Origin of the sequence: Pseudomonas sp. RIT778, from assembly GCF_019718735.1 — a bacterium.
Taxonomy (GTDB): domain Bacteria; phylum Pseudomonadota; class Gammaproteobacteria; order Pseudomonadales; family Pseudomonadaceae; genus Aquipseudomonas; species Aquipseudomonas aphyarum.
In genome coordinates this window covers 83,745-98,478 of record NZ_JAIHBA010000005.1, presented here as the reverse complement: position 1 = coordinate 98,478, position 14,734 = coordinate 83,745, and the positions used below count along the sequence as shown (strand labels likewise).

13 protein-coding genes are annotated in these 14,734 nt (G+C 60.4%); 9 read left to right on the top strand and 4 right to left on the bottom strand.

What is annotated here, in order from left to right; all coding sequences use genetic code 11:
• Positions 1-16 precede the first annotated feature (16 nt).
• Positions 17-1,246 carry an acyl-CoA dehydrogenase gene (locus K5E37_RS04420; RefSeq protein WP_221533215.1) on the bottom strand — a complete coding sequence of 410 codons (1,230 nt, stop codon included), beginning with the start codon at positions 1,244-1,246 and terminating at the stop codon, positions 17-19.
• 176 nt (positions 1,247-1,422) lie between these two features.
• On the opposite strand from K5E37_RS04420, the gene K5E37_RS04415 reads away from it, so the two are divergent.
• The 3 genes from K5E37_RS04415 to K5E37_RS04405 all read left to right on the top strand — a co-directional run bounded on the left by K5E37_RS04415 (position 1,423) and on the right by K5E37_RS04405 (position 3,865).
• Positions 1,423-2,367: a LysR family transcriptional regulator gene (locus K5E37_RS04415; protein ID WP_011334997.1), complete on the top strand. Its 945-nt coding sequence runs from the start codon at positions 1,423-1,425 to the stop codon at positions 2,365-2,367.
• Positions 2,368-2,422: 55 nt separating this feature from the next.
• A complete protein-coding gene (locus K5E37_RS04410; RefSeq protein ID WP_085690041.1) occupies positions 2,423-2,824 on the top strand; it encodes a MerR family DNA-binding transcriptional regulator in 402 nt (133 codons plus the stop codon).
• 141 nt (positions 2,825-2,965) lie between these two features.
• Positions 2,966-3,865 carry a hydroxymethylglutaryl-CoA lyase gene (locus K5E37_RS04405; protein WP_007951509.1) on the top strand — a complete coding sequence of 300 codons (900 nt, stop codon included), beginning with the start codon at positions 2,966-2,968 and terminating at the stop codon, positions 3,863-3,865.
• 594 nt (positions 3,866-4,459) lie between these two features.
• Here K5E37_RS04405 and K5E37_RS04400 read toward each other — a convergent pair.
• Positions 4,460-6,157, bottom strand: coding sequence for an AMP-binding protein (locus K5E37_RS04400; protein WP_011335000.1), 1,698 nt, complete (start codon positions 6,155-6,157; stop codon positions 4,460-4,462).
• A 201-nt stretch (positions 6,158-6,358) separates the two neighbouring features.
• Here K5E37_RS04400 and K5E37_RS04395 point away from each other — a divergent pair, with 201 nt between their 5' ends.
• Genes K5E37_RS04395 through K5E37_RS04380 form a run of 4 tightly spaced genes read left to right on the top strand, consistent with a single transcriptional unit; the run spans position 6,359 to position 11,920 of the window.
• Complete coding sequence (locus tag K5E37_RS04395; protein WP_221533214.1) at positions 6,359-7,522, top strand: isovaleryl-CoA dehydrogenase; 1,164 nt, start codon at positions 6,359-6,361, stop codon at positions 7,520-7,522.
• Between the two features lie 12 nt (positions 7,523-7,534).
• Positions 7,535-9,142 carry a carboxyl transferase domain-containing protein gene (locus K5E37_RS04390; protein ID WP_085608354.1) on the top strand — a complete coding sequence of 536 codons (1,608 nt, stop codon included), beginning with the start codon at positions 7,535-7,537 and terminating at the stop codon, positions 9,140-9,142.
• Positions 9,143-9,155: 13 nt separating this feature from the next.
• Positions 9,156-9,971: a gamma-carboxygeranoyl-CoA hydratase gene (locus K5E37_RS04385; RefSeq protein ID WP_085712437.1), complete on the top strand. Its 816-nt coding sequence runs from the start codon at positions 9,156-9,158 to the stop codon at positions 9,969-9,971.
• Positions 9,971-11,920, top strand: coding sequence for an acetyl/propionyl/methylcrotonyl-CoA carboxylase subunit alpha (locus tag K5E37_RS04380; RefSeq protein WP_221533213.1), 1,950 nt, complete (start codon positions 9,971-9,973; stop codon positions 11,918-11,920). Before K5E37_RS04385 ends, K5E37_RS04380 begins: the two co-directional genes overlap by 1 nt.
• A gap of 39 nt (positions 11,921-11,959) precedes the next feature.
• Here K5E37_RS04380 and K5E37_RS04375 read toward each other — a convergent pair whose 3' ends face one another.
• Positions 11,960-12,616 (bottom strand): LexA family transcriptional regulator, encoded by a 657-nt coding sequence (locus K5E37_RS04375; RefSeq protein WP_221533212.1) that lies wholly within the window; start codon positions 12,614-12,616, stop codon positions 11,960-11,962.
• A gap of 129 nt (positions 12,617-12,745) precedes the next feature.
• Between K5E37_RS04375 and K5E37_RS04370 the strand changes: the two genes are divergently transcribed.
• Positions 12,746-13,084: a DUF6124 family protein gene (locus K5E37_RS04370; RefSeq protein WP_221533211.1), complete on the top strand. Its 339-nt coding sequence runs from the start codon at positions 12,746-12,748 to the stop codon at positions 13,082-13,084.
• 163 nt (positions 13,085-13,247) lie between these two features.
• Here the strand turns inward: K5E37_RS04370 and K5E37_RS04365 are convergent, their stop codons facing one another.
• On the bottom strand, positions 13,248-13,466 hold the full coding sequence (locus K5E37_RS04365; RefSeq protein ID WP_139834507.1) for a hypothetical protein: 219 nt from the start codon (positions 13,464-13,466) through the stop codon (positions 13,248-13,250).
• A 97-nt stretch (positions 13,467-13,563) separates the two neighbouring features.
• On the opposite strand from K5E37_RS04365, the gene K5E37_RS04360 reads away from it, so the two are divergent.
• Positions 13,564-14,715, top strand: a complete 1,152-nt coding sequence (locus K5E37_RS04360) for a M14-type cytosolic carboxypeptidase (RefSeq protein ID WP_221533210.1) — start codon at positions 13,564-13,566, stop codon at positions 14,713-14,715.
• Positions 14,716-14,734 lie beyond the last annotated feature (19 nt).

Genomic DNA, 14,734 nt, shown 5'->3' with positions numbered 1-14,734 from the left:
AGCAGGCGCCGTGGTCTTAATGACCGCTACGCAGCATTTCCTTCGGCACGTACTTGCCGATCTCGAACTTGCCGATCGCCGCGCGGTGCACTTCGTCCGGGCCGTCGGCCAGGCGCAGGGTGCGTTGCATGGCGTACATGTAGGCCAGCGGGAAATCGTTCGACACCCCTGCCCCGCCATGGATCTGGATCGCCCGGTCGATCACCCGCAACGCGACGTTCGGTGCGACGACCTTGATCTGCGCGATCTCGCTCTTGGCGACTTTGTTACCCACGGTGTCCATCATGTACGCCGCTTTCAGGGTCAACAGGCGTGCCATGTCGATTTCCATCCGCGAGTCGGCGATCTTGTCGACGTTACCGCCCAGACGCGCCAGCGGTTTGCCGAATGCAGTACGGCTCACTGAACGTTTGCACATCAGTTCCAGTGCGCGCTCGGCCATGCCGATCGAACGCATGCAGTGGTGAATCCGGCCCGGGCCGAGACGACCTTGAGCGATTTCGAAGCCGCGTCCTTCACCGAGCAGAACGTTTTCGTACGGCACTCGTACGTTGTCGAACAGCACTTCGGCGTGACCGTGGGGTGCGTCGTCGTAACCGAACACCGGCAGCGGACGGACGATCTTCACACCGGGGGTGTCGACCGGCACCAGGATCATCGAGTGCTGGGCGTGGCGCGGCGCGTCGGGGTTGCTCAAGCCCATGAAGATCAGGATCTTGCAGCGTGGATCGCAGGCGCCGGAGGTCCACCATTTCTTGCCGTTGATGACCCACTCGTCGCCATCGCGCACGGCACGGGCGGCCATGTTGGTGGCGTCGGAGGACGCGACGTCCGGCTCGGTCATGGCAAACGCCGAGCGAATCTCGCCGCGCAGCAGCGGTTCGAGCCAGCGCTGTTTCTGTTCTTCGTTGGCGTAACGCACCAGCACTTCCATGTTGCCGGTGTCCGGTGCCGAGCAGTTGAACGGCTCGGGACCGAGCAGCGAACGGCCCATGATTTCTGCCAAAGGTGCGTATTCGAGGTTGGTCAGGCCGGCGCCCAGTTCCGACTCAGGCAGAAACAAATTCCACAGACCTTCGGCTTTTGCCTTGGCTTTGAGTTCTTCCATGATCGCCGTCGGCTGCCAGCGATCGCCTTCGGCGACCTGGTGCTCGAACACGGCTTCGGCCGGGTAAACGTAAGTGTCCATGAACGCGGTCACGCGCTCACGCAGTTCTTGCACCTTGGGCGAATAAGCGAAATCCATGAGCAATTACCTTTTTTCGGCAGGTTGTTTAAGTCATGCAATCGATGCTAGAACAGCGTTGATAATTTACCTAGCCTATTCTCGGCGTGTATAAACATTCATCACCGATATATGATTGGTTGATTTTCCGGGCAGCCCTGACCTGTACCCTCCACCTATAACAAGAGAGCCGCGTAATGAATCTGAGCAAGGTCGACCTCAACCTTTTCATCGTCTTCGACGCGATCTACACCGAAGCCAACCTGACCCGCGCCGGGCAGATTGTCGGCATCACCCAGCCAGCGGTGTCCAACGCATTGGCACGGTTGCGCGAGACCTTCAACGACCCGCTCTTCGTGCGCACCGCCCAGGGCATGGTGCCGACGCCCATGGCGCAGAACATCATCGGCCCGGTGCGAAACGCACTGTCGCTACTGCGGGTATCGGTTCAGGAAAGCCGGATTTTCAACCCTTCGCAAGCGGTCAAGACCTACCGCATCAGCATGACCGACCTGACCGAAGCGGTGATTCTGCCGCCGCTGTTCCAGCGCCTGCGTCGTCTGGCGCCGACGGTAATCATCGAAAGCTTTCTGTCCAAGCGCCGCGAAACCACCAAGGAACTGGCCGCCGGGCGTCTCGACTTTGCCGTGGATGCGCCGCTCAACACCGACCCGCAGGTGCGCCACGTCAAGCTGATGGAAGACCGTTACGTCTGCGCAATGCGCAAGGGCCATCCGCTGGCGACCAAAGAAAAATTCACCCTCGACGATTACCTGTCGCTGACCCACATTCATATTTCCAGCCGGCGCAGTGGTCTGGGCCATGTCGATCTGGCGCTGGGCAAAATGGGCATTCAGCGCAAGATTGCCCTGCGTTCGCAGCACTATCTGATGGCGTCCCAGGTGTTGCAGCAGACCGATATGGTGATGACCGTGCCGGAACGTTTCGCCCGTCGTCATGACCTGCATGCGTTCAATTTGCCGGTCAACGATGTGCCGCCGGTGGAAACCCATTTGTACTGGCACGAAAGCACCGATCAGGACCCGGCCAACCGCTGGATGCGCGAGCAGATGATCGAGTTGTGCCAGCAAGTGACAGCGCATGAGAAGAAGCTCGACAAGCTGCAGGCGCCCGCCACTTGACGTAAACGTCAACCTGCCATTAGCTTAGCGCCAAGACCCTTCTTCGAGCGCTTTCATGAGCAGCCAGACCTACAGCATTTCCGACCTCGCCCGCGAGCTGGACATCACCACCCGGGCGATCCGTTTCTATGAAGAACAAGGCCTGCTCAGCCCCGAGCGCCGAGGCCAGGAACGCATCTATTCGCCGCGCGACAAGGTCAGCCTGAAGCTGATCCTGCGGGGCAAGCGCATCGGTTTTTCCCTGGCCGAGTGCCGTGAACTGATCGAGCTCTACGACCCTTCCAGCGGTAACACCAAACAACTCAACAGCATGCTGGCGAAAATCAGCGAACGCCGGGAACAGCTTGAACAGCAACTGCTGGACATCGAACAGATGAAGCTGGAACTCGACACCGCCGAAGAACGCTGCGTGCAGGCGCTGGAGCAGACGCTGAAGAGTCAGCAATCAGTTCAGTAACCTAAATAAATCCCAATGTGGGAGCGGGCTTGCTCGCGAAAGCGGTGTTTCAGAAACAGATTTGTCGGCTGACACTCCGCTTTCGCGAGCAAGCCCGCTCCCACAAAGGTTCCGCAGGAATTCAAAGAGCAGGTCAACGCCATGTCCCTCCCCTCCCAAGTACGCCTGATCGAAGTCGGCCCGCGTGACGGCCTGCAGAACGAAGCCCAGCCCATCAGCGTCGCCGACAAGGTGCAACTGGTCGACGCGCTGAGTGCCGCCGGCCTCGGCTATATAGAAGTCGGCAGTTTCGTTTCGCCCAAGTGGGTGCCGCAGATGGCCGGTTCCGCCGACGTATTCGCGCAAATCCAGCGCAAGCCCGGCGTGACCTACGGCGCACTGGCGCCGAACCTGCGCGGCTTTGAAGATGCGCTGGCCGCCGGGGTTAAGGAAGTCGCGGTGTTTGCCGCCGCGTCCGAAGCGTTCTCACAGCGCAACATCAATTGCTCGATCAGCGAAAGCCTCGCGCGGTTCGCGCCGATCATGGAATCGGCGAAACAGCACGGCGTTACCGTGCGCGGTTACGTTTCCTGCGTACTGGGTTGCCCTTATGAAGGCGAGGTCGCCCCGGAACAGGTGGCGATGGTGGCCCGCGAGCTGTACGCGATGGGCTGCTATGAAGTTTCGCTGGGTGACACCATCGGCACCGGCACTGCGGGCGCCACCCGCCGGCTGTTCGAAGTGGTCTCGAAACAGGTGCCTCGAGAAAAACTCGCCGGCCACTTCCACGACACCTACGGCCAGGCCATGGCCAATATCTACGCCAGCCTGCTGGAAGGCATCGCGGTGTTCGACAGCTCGATCGCCGGCCTCGGCGGCTGCCCGTACGCCAAGGGCGCCAGCGGTAACGTCGCCACCGAAGACGTGGTGTACCTGCTCAACGGCCTGGGCATCGAGACCGGCATAGACCTCGACGCCTTGATTGCCGCCGGCCAGCAGATCAGCGCCGTGCTGGGTCGCCCGACCGGTTCGCGCGTGGCCAAGGCTCGCAGCGCACAGTGAGGGGATGGTGTTACCGCCGAGCGCGAAACGTGGGCACAAGCGAGTAACACGGAAACAAATTGTCTGGTTTTGCCTGAAGGAAAAATCCTTCAAAAATCTCAAACCCTTGATTTACAAGGGTTTTGAAAAGTTGGCACGGCTTCTGCTATCTCTATGGCATAACAAGAATAAAAAGCAGCAAACCAATAAAAATAAGACGTACCGACTCTGACATAACAAAAACAACACGGCAGAGACGCAGCTAACAGATTTTTTTGGAGAAGGTGTGCTTTTCAGGGTATTCCTCGGAATGACCCGCAACCGGGCAGAGAACAATAAAACTACCTTCAGGTAGCTCCCGAATCGGTTGGATCGCTAGACGAGAAAGCAGATCAGCGCTCAAAAAAATACGTTTGCTCTTGACCCCGGATGGGGGTCGCCAAAAACAGCGGTAAAGGGCCACGGTTGCCAAAAACAACAACAGACCGCCCCTCAATAATAAAAAAGAGCACGCGACGACAAAATTAAAGGGGAGCTTCGGCTCCCCTTTGTGCTGTCTGGCTTTCCGAAATCCCGCAGGACACTGTGGGAGCCAAGCCCCCACAGATCTGCTCCTCAACCCTCGTTACTGCGCAACTCCTCAATACTGATCTCGCGCATGCGGAATTTCTGGATCTTGCCCGTTACCGTCATCGGAAACTCCTCGACGAACTTGAAGTAACGCGGCGTCTTGAAGTGGGCGATACGCTCCTTGCACCACGCTTGCAGTTCTTGTTCGGTGGCGCTGTGGCCGGGATGGAATTTGATCCAGGCGACGATTTCCTCGCCGTAACGCGAGCAGGGAATGCCGATCACCTGCACGTCCGCCACCGCTGGATGGGTGAAGAAGAACTCTTCCAGTTCACGCGGGTAAATGTTCTCGCCGCCACGGATGATCATGTCCTTGTTGCGGCCGGCGATGCACACGTAACCCTCGTCGTTCATGCTCGCCAGGTCGCCGGTGTGCATCCAGCCCGCCGCGTCGATGGCTTCGGCGGTGGCATTGGGGTTGTTCCAGTAGCCGAGCATCACGCTGTAGCCACGGGTGCACAGCTCGCCGATGGTGCCGCGCGGAACCGGGTTGCCGGCCTCGTCAATGATCTTGCTTTCGAGTTGCGGCTGGGTGCGGCCGACGGTGGTCACGCGCAGTTCCAGTTCGTCGGATGGCCCGGTCTGCAGGGACACGGGGCTGGTTTCGGTCATGCCGTAGGCGATCTGCACTTCGCTCATGTGCATCTCGTTGATGACCCGGCGCATCACTTCGATCGGGCAGGTGGCGCCGGCCATGATCCCGGTGCGCAGGGTCGACAGGTCGAACTCGGCGCGCTGCGGCTGATCGAGCATGGCGATGAACATGGTCGGCACGCCGTACAGCGCGGTGGCCTTTTCTTCGGCGACGGTGCTCAGGGTCAGCAGCGGATCGAAGGCATCGTTGGGATAAATCATCGTGCTGCCGTGGGTGATGCAGCCGAGGTTGCCCATGACCATGCCGAAGCAGTGATACAGCGGCACCGGAATCACCAGCCGATCAGCCGCAGTCAGGCCGAGGCTTTCGCCGACCATGTAACCGTTGTTGAGGATGTTGTAGTGACTGAGGGTCGCGCCCTTGGGGAAACCGGTGGTGCCGGAGGTGTACTGAATGTTGACCGGTTGATCGAAGTGCAGGCTGTCGCTGCGTTCACGCAATTGTTCTGGAGAGACACTGGCGGCCAGATCTGCCAGTTGCGACCACGGGAGAAAACCCGAAGGCGGCTGGGGATCAAGGCTGATCAACCCACGCAGCTCCGGCAGGCGCTCGCTGCGCAGTTCGCCGATGGATTGCTCGGCCAGTTCCGGGAGCAAGCCTTGCAACATGCCGTGGTAGTTGGAGCTCTTGAATGCACCGGCGCAGACCAGCCATTGGCAACCGGATTGCTTGAGTACGTATTCGAGTTCGGAGCTGCGGTAGGCCGGGTTGATGTTGACCAGGATTACGCCGAGCTTCGCGGTGGCGAATTGAGTGATGCACCATTGCGCGCAATTCGGTGCCCAGATGCCGAGCCGGTCACCGGCCTGCAAACCCAACGCCAGCAGCGCTCTGGCATGCACGTCCACCGCGTCGGCCAGTTGCCGCCAGGTGTAACGCAGCTGCTGATGGCGCACCACCAGCGCCTCGCCGTCCGGGTACTGCGCGACGGTCTCGTCGAACTTCTGCCCGATGGTCATCGCCAGCAAGGCTTTGTCCTGGGAACCACGGGTGTAGCTGCGCTGCGGGTTTGCACTGGGTTGATCCATGACGACCCCTATTGTCTTTATTAGTGGGTGTTGGAACGGAGCTACGGCAGCTCCGACCATTCAGAACTGGCTCTACTCTCGCTCAAGTTGACGTTAACGTAAAGGGTGATTGACAGCCATTCGTCACAGGCTTACGTTAACGTAAAGGTGAGAACTGAAACGCCCTTCTCCCCACCCTACAAAAAAGCCAAAAGGTGACCCATGAGCTACCCATCCCTGAACTTTGCCCTCGGCGAAACCATCGACATGCTGCGCGATCAGGTTCAGTCCTTCGTCGCCAAGGAGATCGCCCCGCGTGCCGCGCAGATCGACAGCGACAACCTGTTCCCGGCCGATCTGTGGCGCAAGTTCGGTGACATGGGCCTGCTCGGGATCACCGTGCCGGAAGAGTACGGCGGTGCCGGCCTGGGTTACCTGGCGCACGTCGTGGCGATGGAAGAAATCAGCCGCGGCTCGGCTTCCGTGGCGTTGTCCTACGGCGCCCACTCCAACCTCTGCGTGAACCAGATCAACCGCAACGGCAACCACGAACAGAAATCCAAATACCTGCCGAAGCTGATCAGCGGCGAACACGTCGGCGCTCTGGCGATGAGCGAGCCGAACGCCGGCTCCGACGTGGTCTCGATGAAACTGCGCGCCGAAAAACGCGGTGACCGCTACGTCCTCAACGGCAGCAAGACCTGGATCACCAACGGCCCAGACGCCAACACTTACGTGATCTACGCCAAGACCGACCTGGAAAAAGGCCCGCACGGCATCACCGCGTTCATTGTCGAGCGTGACTGGAAAGGCTTCAGCCGCAGCAACAAGTTCGACAAGCTCGGCATGCGCGGCTCCAACACCTGCGAGCTGTTCTTCGATGACGTCGAAGTACCAGAAGAAAACATCCTCGGCGTGCTCAACGGCGGTGTGAAAGTGCTGATGAGCGGCCTCGATTACGAGCGCGTCGTGCTGTCCGGTGGCCCGACCGGAATCATGCAGTCGTGCATGGACCTGATCGTGCCGTACATCCACGACCGCAAGCAGTTCGGCCAGAGCATCGGCGAATTCCAGCTGATCCAAGGCAAAGTCGCCGACATGTACACCCAACTCAACGCCAGCCGCGCCTACCTCTACGCCGTGGCCCAGGCCTGCGAGCGCAACGAGACCACGCGCAAGGACGCCGCCGGCGTGATCCTCTACACCGCCGAACGTGCCACGCAAATGGCTTTGGACGCGATCCAGATTCTCGGCGGTAACGGTTACATCAACGAATTCCCGGCCGGTCGTTTGCTGCGTGACGCCAAGCTGTACGAAATCGGCGCCGGCACCAGTGAGATCCGTCGCATGCTGATCGGTCGCGAACTGTTCAACGAAACCCGCTAAACGGAGCTGTCCATGGCTATCCTGCATACCCAGCTCAACCCTCGTTCAGCGGAGTTCGCCGCCAACAGCGCGGCGATGCTCACACAGGTCGACGCCCTGCACACTCTGCTCGCCCAAGTGGCCCAGGGCGGCGGCGCGAAAGCTCAGGAACGTCACACCTCGCGCGGCAAACTGCTGCCACGTGAGCGGATCAACCGCTTGCTCGATCCGGGCTCGCCGTTTCTGGAAATCAGTCAGTTGGCCGCCCACGCCGTGTACAGCGAAGACGTGCCGGCCGCTGGCGTGATTGCCGGGATCGGTCGGGTGGAAGGCGTCGAGTGCATGATCGTCGCCAACGACGCGACCGTGAAAGGCGGCTCGTACTACCCGCTGACCGTGAAGAAACACCTGCGCGCCCAGACCATTGCCCAGCAAAACCGTCTGCCATGCATTTATCTGGTGGACTCGGGCGGCGCCAACCTGCCGCGTCAGGACGAAGTGTTCCCGGATCGCGAGCACTTCGGGCGAATCTTCTTCAATCAGGCAAACATGAGCGCCATGGGCATTCCGCAGATTGCCGTGGTCATGGGCTCCTGCACTGCCGGCGGCGCCTACGTGCCGGCGATGGCTGACGAAGCGATCATGGTGCGCAATCAGGCGACGATTTTCCTCGCCGGCCCGCCGCTGGTGAAAGCCGCGACCGGTGAAGTGGTCAGCGCCGAAGACCTCGGCGGGGCCGATGTGCATTGCAAGACTTCCGGGGTTGCCGACCATTACGCCGAAAGCGACGAGCACGCCCTGGCCCTCGCCCGCCGCAGTGTCGCCAACCTCAACTGGCGAAAGCTCGGCGAAGTGCAGCAGCGCGCGCCGATTGCGCCGCTGTACGCCAGCGATGAGTTGTACGGCGTGGTGTCGGCGGACGCCAAGCAGCCGTTCGATGTGCGCGAAGTAATTGCTCGGCTGGTCGACGGTTCGGTGTTCGATGAATTCAAAGCCTTGTTCGGCACCACGCTGGTGTGCGGATTCGCCCACCTGCACGGCTACCCGATCGCGATCCTCGCCAACAACGGTATCCTGTTCGCCGAAGCCGCGCAAAAAGGCGCGCACTTCATCGAACTGGCCTGCCAGCGCGGGATTCCGCTGCTGTTCCTGCAGAACATCACCGGCTTCATGGTCGGCCAGAAATACGAGGCCGGCGGCATCGCCAAGCACGGCGCGAAACTCGTGACCGCCGTTGCCTGCGCCAAGGTGCCGAAATTCACCGTCATCATCGGCGGCAGCTTCGGCGCCGGTAACTACGGCATGTGCGGGCGGGCCTACGATCCGCGCTTCCTGTGGATGTGGCCGAACGCGCGGATCGGCGTGATGGGCGCCGAACAGGCGGCCGGCGTGCTGGTTCAGGTCAAGCGCGAGCAGGCCGAACGCAGCGGCCAGGCGTTCAGCGCCGAGCAGGAAAGCGAGATCAAGCAACCGATTCTCGACCAGTACGAAGAGCAGGGTCACCCCTACTATTCCAGCGCACGGCTGTGGGACGACGGCGTCATCGACCCGGCGCAAACCCGCGATGTGCTGGCCCTGGCCTTGTCCGCGTCGTTGAACGCGCCTATCGAACCGAGCCGCTTCGGCGTGTTCCGGATGTGATCGGGAGAACCTCATGAGCGACTTCAACACCCTCGAATTGCAGAGCGATCCACGGGGTTTCGCAACCCTGTGGCTGAGCCGCGAAGAAAAGAACAACGCGTTCAACGCCGAGATGATCCGCGAACTGATCCTGGCGCTGGACAAGGTCGCCAGCGACGCCAGCCTGCGTTTCCTGCTGGTGCGCGGACGTGGCAAACACTTCAGCGCCGGCGCGGATTTGGCCTGGATGCAGCAATCGGCCGAACTCGATTACCACACCAACCTCGACGACGCCCGGGAACTGGCGGAGCTGATGTACAACCTCGCCAAGCTGAAGATCCCGACCGTGGCCGTGGTGCAAGGCGCGGCGTTCGGCGGCGCGCTGGGCCTGATCAGTTGCTGCGACATGGCGATTGGCGCCGATGACGCGCAGTTCTGTCTGTCGGAAGTGCGCATCGGCCTGGCGCCAGCGGTGATCAGCCCGTTCGTGGTGCAAGCCATCGGCGAGCGCGCGGCACGGCGTTATGCGCTGACGGCCGAACGTTTCGGCGGGCAGCGGGCGCGGGAAATCGGTTTGTTGTCCGAAAGCTATCCGGCGACTGAACTGGAGCAGAAAGTCGAGCAATGGATCGACAACCTGCTGCTCAACAGCCCCGCCGCCATGCGCGCCAGCAAGGATCTGCTGCGTGAAGTCGGCAACGGCGCGCTGACGCCGGCCCTGCGCCGTTACACCGAAAACGCCATCGCCCGCATCCGTGTCAGCCCGGAAGGCCAGGAAGGCTTGCGGGCCTTCCTGCAGAAACGCCCGCCGAGCTGGCAAGCCGCAACCACCACCAAGGAGCCGCGTTGATGAGCGCACCTGTTCTCACCACCCTGCTGGTGGCCAACCGTGGCGAAATCGCTTGCCGGGTCATGCGTACCGCCAAAGCCTTGGGCCTGACCACCGTTGCTGTGCACAGCGCCACCGACCGCGAGGCGCGGCACAGCCGTGAAGCGGATATCCGCGTCGATCTGGGCGGCAGCAAAGCGGCCGACAGTTATCTGCAAATCGACAAACTGATCGCAGCGGCCAAGGCCAGTGGCGCTCAGGCGATTCACCCGGGTTATGGTTTTCTGTCGGAGAACGCCGGGTTTGCCCGCGCCATCGAAGCGGCGGGCTTGATTTTCCTCGGCCCGCCCGCCTCCGCCATCGATGCGATGGGCAGCAAGTCCGCCGCCAAGGCATTGATGGAAACTGCTGGAGTGCCGCTGGTGCCGGGTTATCACGGCGAAGCTCAGGATCTGGACACCTTCCGCGCTGCCTGCGAACGCATCGGCTATCCGGCGCTGCTCAAGGCCACTGCCGGCGGTGGTGGTAAAGGCATGAAGGTGGTTGAAGATGTCAGCCAATTAGCTGAAGCGTTGGCATCCGCCCAGCGTGAAGCGCAGTCGTCGTTCGGCGATTCGCGGATGCTGGTGGAGAAGTACCTGCTGAAGCCGCGCCACGTGGAAATCCAGGTGTTTGCCGATCAACATGGCAATTGCCTGTACCTGAACGAGCGCGATTGCTCGATTCAGCGTCGGCACCAGAAGGTCGTCGAAGAGGCGCCCGCGCCGGGCCTCAGTCCGGAACTGCGTCGGGCGATGGGTGAAGCGGCTGTGCGTTCGGCGCAGGCCATCGGTTACGTCGGCGCCGGCACGGTGGAGTTTCTGCTGGATGCTCGCGGCGAGTTTTTCTTCATGGAGATGAACACGCGGTTGCAGGTCGAACACCCGGTCACCGAAGCCATCACCGGGCTTGATCTAGTGGCCTGGCAGATTCGAGTCGCCCGTGGCGAAGCGCTGCCGATCACACAGGATCAAGTGCCGCTGAACGGGCATGCAATTGAGGTGCGGTTGTATGCAGAAGATCCGTCGAATGATTTCCTGCCGGCGACCGGGCGCCTCGATCTGTACCGCGAATCCGCCGCAGGGCCGGGGCGCCGTGTGGACAGCGGCGTTGAGGAAGGCGATGAGATCTCGCCGTTCTATGACCCGATGCTCGGCAAGCTGATTGCCTGGGGCGAGGATCGTGAGCAGGCGCGTTTGCGGTTGCTGAGCATGCTCGATGAGTTTGCGATTGGCGGGTTGAAGACCAACATCAACTTCCTGCGACGGATCATTGGTCATCCGGCGTTTGCGGCGGCGGAGCTGGATACCGGATTCATTCCGCGTTATCAGGAACAGTTGCTGCCAGCGCCTGCTGCGCTAAGTGATGAGTTCTGGGAGGCGGCGGCGCAGGCTTTTGCACAGAGTCTGCCGGGGATGGCTCGGGCAGATGATCCGGCTTCGCCTTGGGCGCTTCACAGCGGTTTGCGTGCCGGATTGCCCCGTGAAATCACTCTGCATTTGAGTTGCGAGGGGCAGGATCGGGCGTTGACGCTCGGTGCTGGCGGCAATGCAAGACTGGTCGGCGAACAACTGGTGGTCGAGCACGATGGGCTGCGTCGACAGCTGCGAGTAATTCGTCGTGGAGAGGTTCTGTTTCTGCAATGGGACGGCGAGTTGCGACGCGTTGAAACCTACGACCCGATCAGTGCTGTCGAAGCCAGTCACAGCCATCAGGGCGGTCTGACGGCGCCGATGAACGGCAGCATCGTTCGAGTGTTGGTGGAGGCCGGGCAATCGGTTGAGGCCGGCGCTCAATTGGTGGTGCTGGAAGCGATGAAGATGGAGCACAGCATCCGCGCGCCCCATGCCGGGGTGATCAAGGCACTGTATTGCCAGGAAGGCGAAATGGTCAGCGAAGGCAGTGCACTGGTCGAGCTGGAAGAAGCGTGAAAGGTGGATCGATCCTACGCCTGGCGAGGATCGATCTGACTAGTATTTGGCCGTGGCCTGAACCACGACACCGATAATTCGGCACTCGTCGGTCAACAAGGCTTTCGGCCAGGTCGGATTGAGCGGCACCAGGTAACGCTGGCCGCCCTCTTCGATCAGTTTGCGGAAAATCGCCTCGTCGCTGTCCGGCCACTGGGCGATCACCAGTTTTCCGGGCTCGGCTTCCAGCGCCGGGTCCACCAGGATCATCATCCCTTCGCCGATGCTCTGCCCGGTGGGCGCAGTCATCGCATTCCCCATCACGGTGAGCCAGAACGCGGGGCCACGGGCGTGGTAGTCCGTCAGTTCGAAACGTCGCTTGTCCTTGGCACTCGAATACGCTGGCTGGCTCTCACGGGCCTCGACCGGCGCTATCCACTCGCTGACCGGATAGCGAAAGTAAGGGTTGTACTTCTGCGCCAGAGGCATTTCGTCATCCGCATCGATCTGCGGTTCACGAATCACCACCGCGACCTCGAGATATTCCATGCCCAGCGCTTTCAGCACGCGGTTCATCTGCGTGATGCCGGGCTCGCGACGCTTGTTCAGCCAATGGCCGATACCGCCCTGAGACATGCCGACGCGCTCGCCGAGCTCGACTTGAGTGACGTTGAGTTCACTCATTTTGGCCTTGACCAACTCAATCCATTTATCCATGTGCGGCACCATACGTGGACGCCTGCGGCCGGCAAAACACATATTGTAGTATTTAAATTCTGGTCACAAATACTGATAGTACTATGCTTGGGTCACGGATTTGAATCGACCAAGGAGTGACCTTTCACCATGAATATCACCAGCAAAGACTTGCCCGACCTGCAAATGGACACCACCTTCACGTCCCCGCAAGGGTGCGCCGCTGCGCAACGGGCGTTGGACTATTACTTGAAACCAGCTGTGTCAGAACCGGAAGTGGATGAGCGCTTTTTCGGTGTGAACAGCAATCTGAGTGGCGAAGAATCCCTGGTCCACGCCTCCGATCTGCTGCGATGTGCAGCGGCTACGGCGTTCAAGGCGGTGGACGGCTTGCAGGGCGTGAGTCGGGATCTGGCGTTTTCGGTCGTGCACATGGTGGACATGGCGCGGGCGATGGTCGATCACTCGCTCGATGGCGCGGTTCGCTGAAGACGGGAGTTCGGACGGACGGGAAAGAATTTTCCAATCGCGCAGATAAAAACATTTGACTTGCAAATGATAATGATTATTATTGCAAGCAGCTGGTCGCGAGATCAGTCGATGGACCAGAGACCTTAGGTCGGTCTTCTGGACTATCTCCTCATCAGGCTAATCACGGTTTTTGACCCGGCTTTTTGCCGGGTCTTTTTTTTGCCAGTTTTCTGGCTTGTGGCTTCAGGCTAATGAAGTCTTTGGATGCCGCAAATTCGATGGCGCGGATAATATCAAAAGAATATTGCTTGGCAAGCAGACCCCGGCCACATTGGGGCAAAGTAATGCCAATTAGCACTTGAGAATCAATCGCACAGCCACTAAGCTGCATCCGCGTCATGGAGGACGCCCCCCGCCACAACCCGCAATTTCCCTCGGTTTCACCCCTGTCTTGCGTGTAAAGTAGCCGCCATAAAAATCATATTCAGGAACCGATTATGACCGTGGCCAAATCTTCGTTCGACATCAGCGCCAACTTCGACAGCGGCAACATCCAAGTCATCGACATCAGCAATCCGCTCAACCCGGTTCTGGCAATTCGGCCAGATACCCGCAGCGCTCATTTCCAGTGGTTCCACTTCAAGGCCAGCGGCCTGCATGTTCATCAGGAACACTGGTTCCGTTTGGTCAACGCCAGCCAATCCTCCTACAACAAGGCCTGGACCGGCTATCAGGCGGTCGCTTCCTACGACCACGTCAACTGGTTCCGCATTCCAACCCAATTCGAAGGCGACAGCCTGCGCTTCTGCCTCGAAGCCGAGCAGACCCACGCCTGGTTCGCCTACTTCGAACCCTACAGCCGTGGCCGTCATGACTGGCTGATCGAGCAAGCGCTGACCAAGGCCGGCACCGAGCTGCTGGCCACCGGCAAGAGCGTCGAAGGCCGCGACATCCAGCTGCTGCGCAAAGGCACCGGCGCCGAAGGTCGCCGCAAGATCTGGATCATCGCCCAGCAACATCCCGGCGAGCACATGGCCGAATGGTTCATGGAAGGCGTGATCGAACGCCTGGAACATCATGACGATCCGGTGCTGAACAAACTGCTGGCCAGCGCCGATCTGTACCTGGTGCCGAACATGAACCCGGACGGTGCCTTCCACGGTCACCTGCGTACCAACGCCATGGGCCAAGACCTGAACCGCGCCTGGCAGAACGCCAGTCAGGAAATCAGCCCGGAAGTGCTTTTCGTACAGCAGCAGATGGAAAAGTACGGCGTCGATCTGTTCCTCGACGCACACGGCGACGAAGAAATTCCCCACGTGTTCACCGCCGGTTGCGAAGGCAATCCGGGTTATACCCCGCGCCTGGAGAAGCTCGAAGAGCACTTCCGCAGCCACCTGAAGCACACCACCAAAGACTTCCAGACCAAGTACGGCTACACCCGCGACGAGCCGGGCCAGGCTAACATGACCCTGGCCTGCAACAGCGTCGGTCAGAAGTTCGACTGCCTGTCGCTGACCCTGGAAATGCCGTTCAAGGATCACGATGACGCGCCGAACCCGCTCACCGGCTGGTCGGGCAAGCGCTCGAAGCAACTGGGCAAAGACGTGCTGACCACCATCGCGGACATGGTCGACACCCTGCGCTGATCGCCCCTGAGTTTCGCTT

Coding starts and splice junctions, on each gene's coding strand:
- K5E37_RS04420 (WP_221533215.1), bottom strand. CDS start 1,246: ATGGATTTCGCTTATTCGCCCAAGGTGCAAGAACTGCGTGAGCGCGTG.
- K5E37_RS04415 (WP_011334997.1), top strand. CDS start 1,423: ATGAATCTGAGCAAGGTCGACCTCAACCTTTTCATCGTCTTCGACGCG.
- K5E37_RS04410 (WP_085690041.1), top strand. CDS start 2,423: ATGAGCAGCCAGACCTACAGCATTTCCGACCTCGCCCGCGAGCTGGAC.
- K5E37_RS04405 (WP_007951509.1), top strand. CDS start 2,966: ATGTCCCTCCCCTCCCAAGTACGCCTGATCGAAGTCGGCCCGCGTGAC.
- K5E37_RS04400 (WP_011335000.1), bottom strand. CDS start 6,157: ATGGATCAACCCAGTGCAAACCCGCAGCGCAGCTACACCCGTGGTTCC.
- K5E37_RS04395 (WP_221533214.1), top strand. CDS start 6,359: ATGAGCTACCCATCCCTGAACTTTGCCCTCGGCGAAACCATCGACATG.
- K5E37_RS04390 (WP_085608354.1), top strand. CDS start 7,535: ATGGCTATCCTGCATACCCAGCTCAACCCTCGTTCAGCGGAGTTCGCC.
- K5E37_RS04385 (WP_085712437.1), top strand. CDS start 9,156: ATGAGCGACTTCAACACCCTCGAATTGCAGAGCGATCCACGGGGTTTC.
- K5E37_RS04380 (WP_221533213.1), top strand. CDS start 9,971: ATGAGCGCACCTGTTCTCACCACCCTGCTGGTGGCCAACCGTGGCGAA.
- K5E37_RS04375 (WP_221533212.1), bottom strand. CDS start 12,616: ATGGATAAATGGATTGAGTTGGTCAAGGCCAAAATGAGTGAACTCAAC.
- K5E37_RS04370 (WP_221533211.1), top strand. CDS start 12,746: ATGAATATCACCAGCAAAGACTTGCCCGACCTGCAAATGGACACCACC.
- K5E37_RS04365 (WP_139834507.1), bottom strand. CDS start 13,466: ATGACGCGGATGCAGCTTAGTGGCTGTGCGATTGATTCTCAAGTGCTA.
- K5E37_RS04360 (WP_221533210.1), top strand. CDS start 13,564: ATGACCGTGGCCAAATCTTCGTTCGACATCAGCGCCAACTTCGACAGC.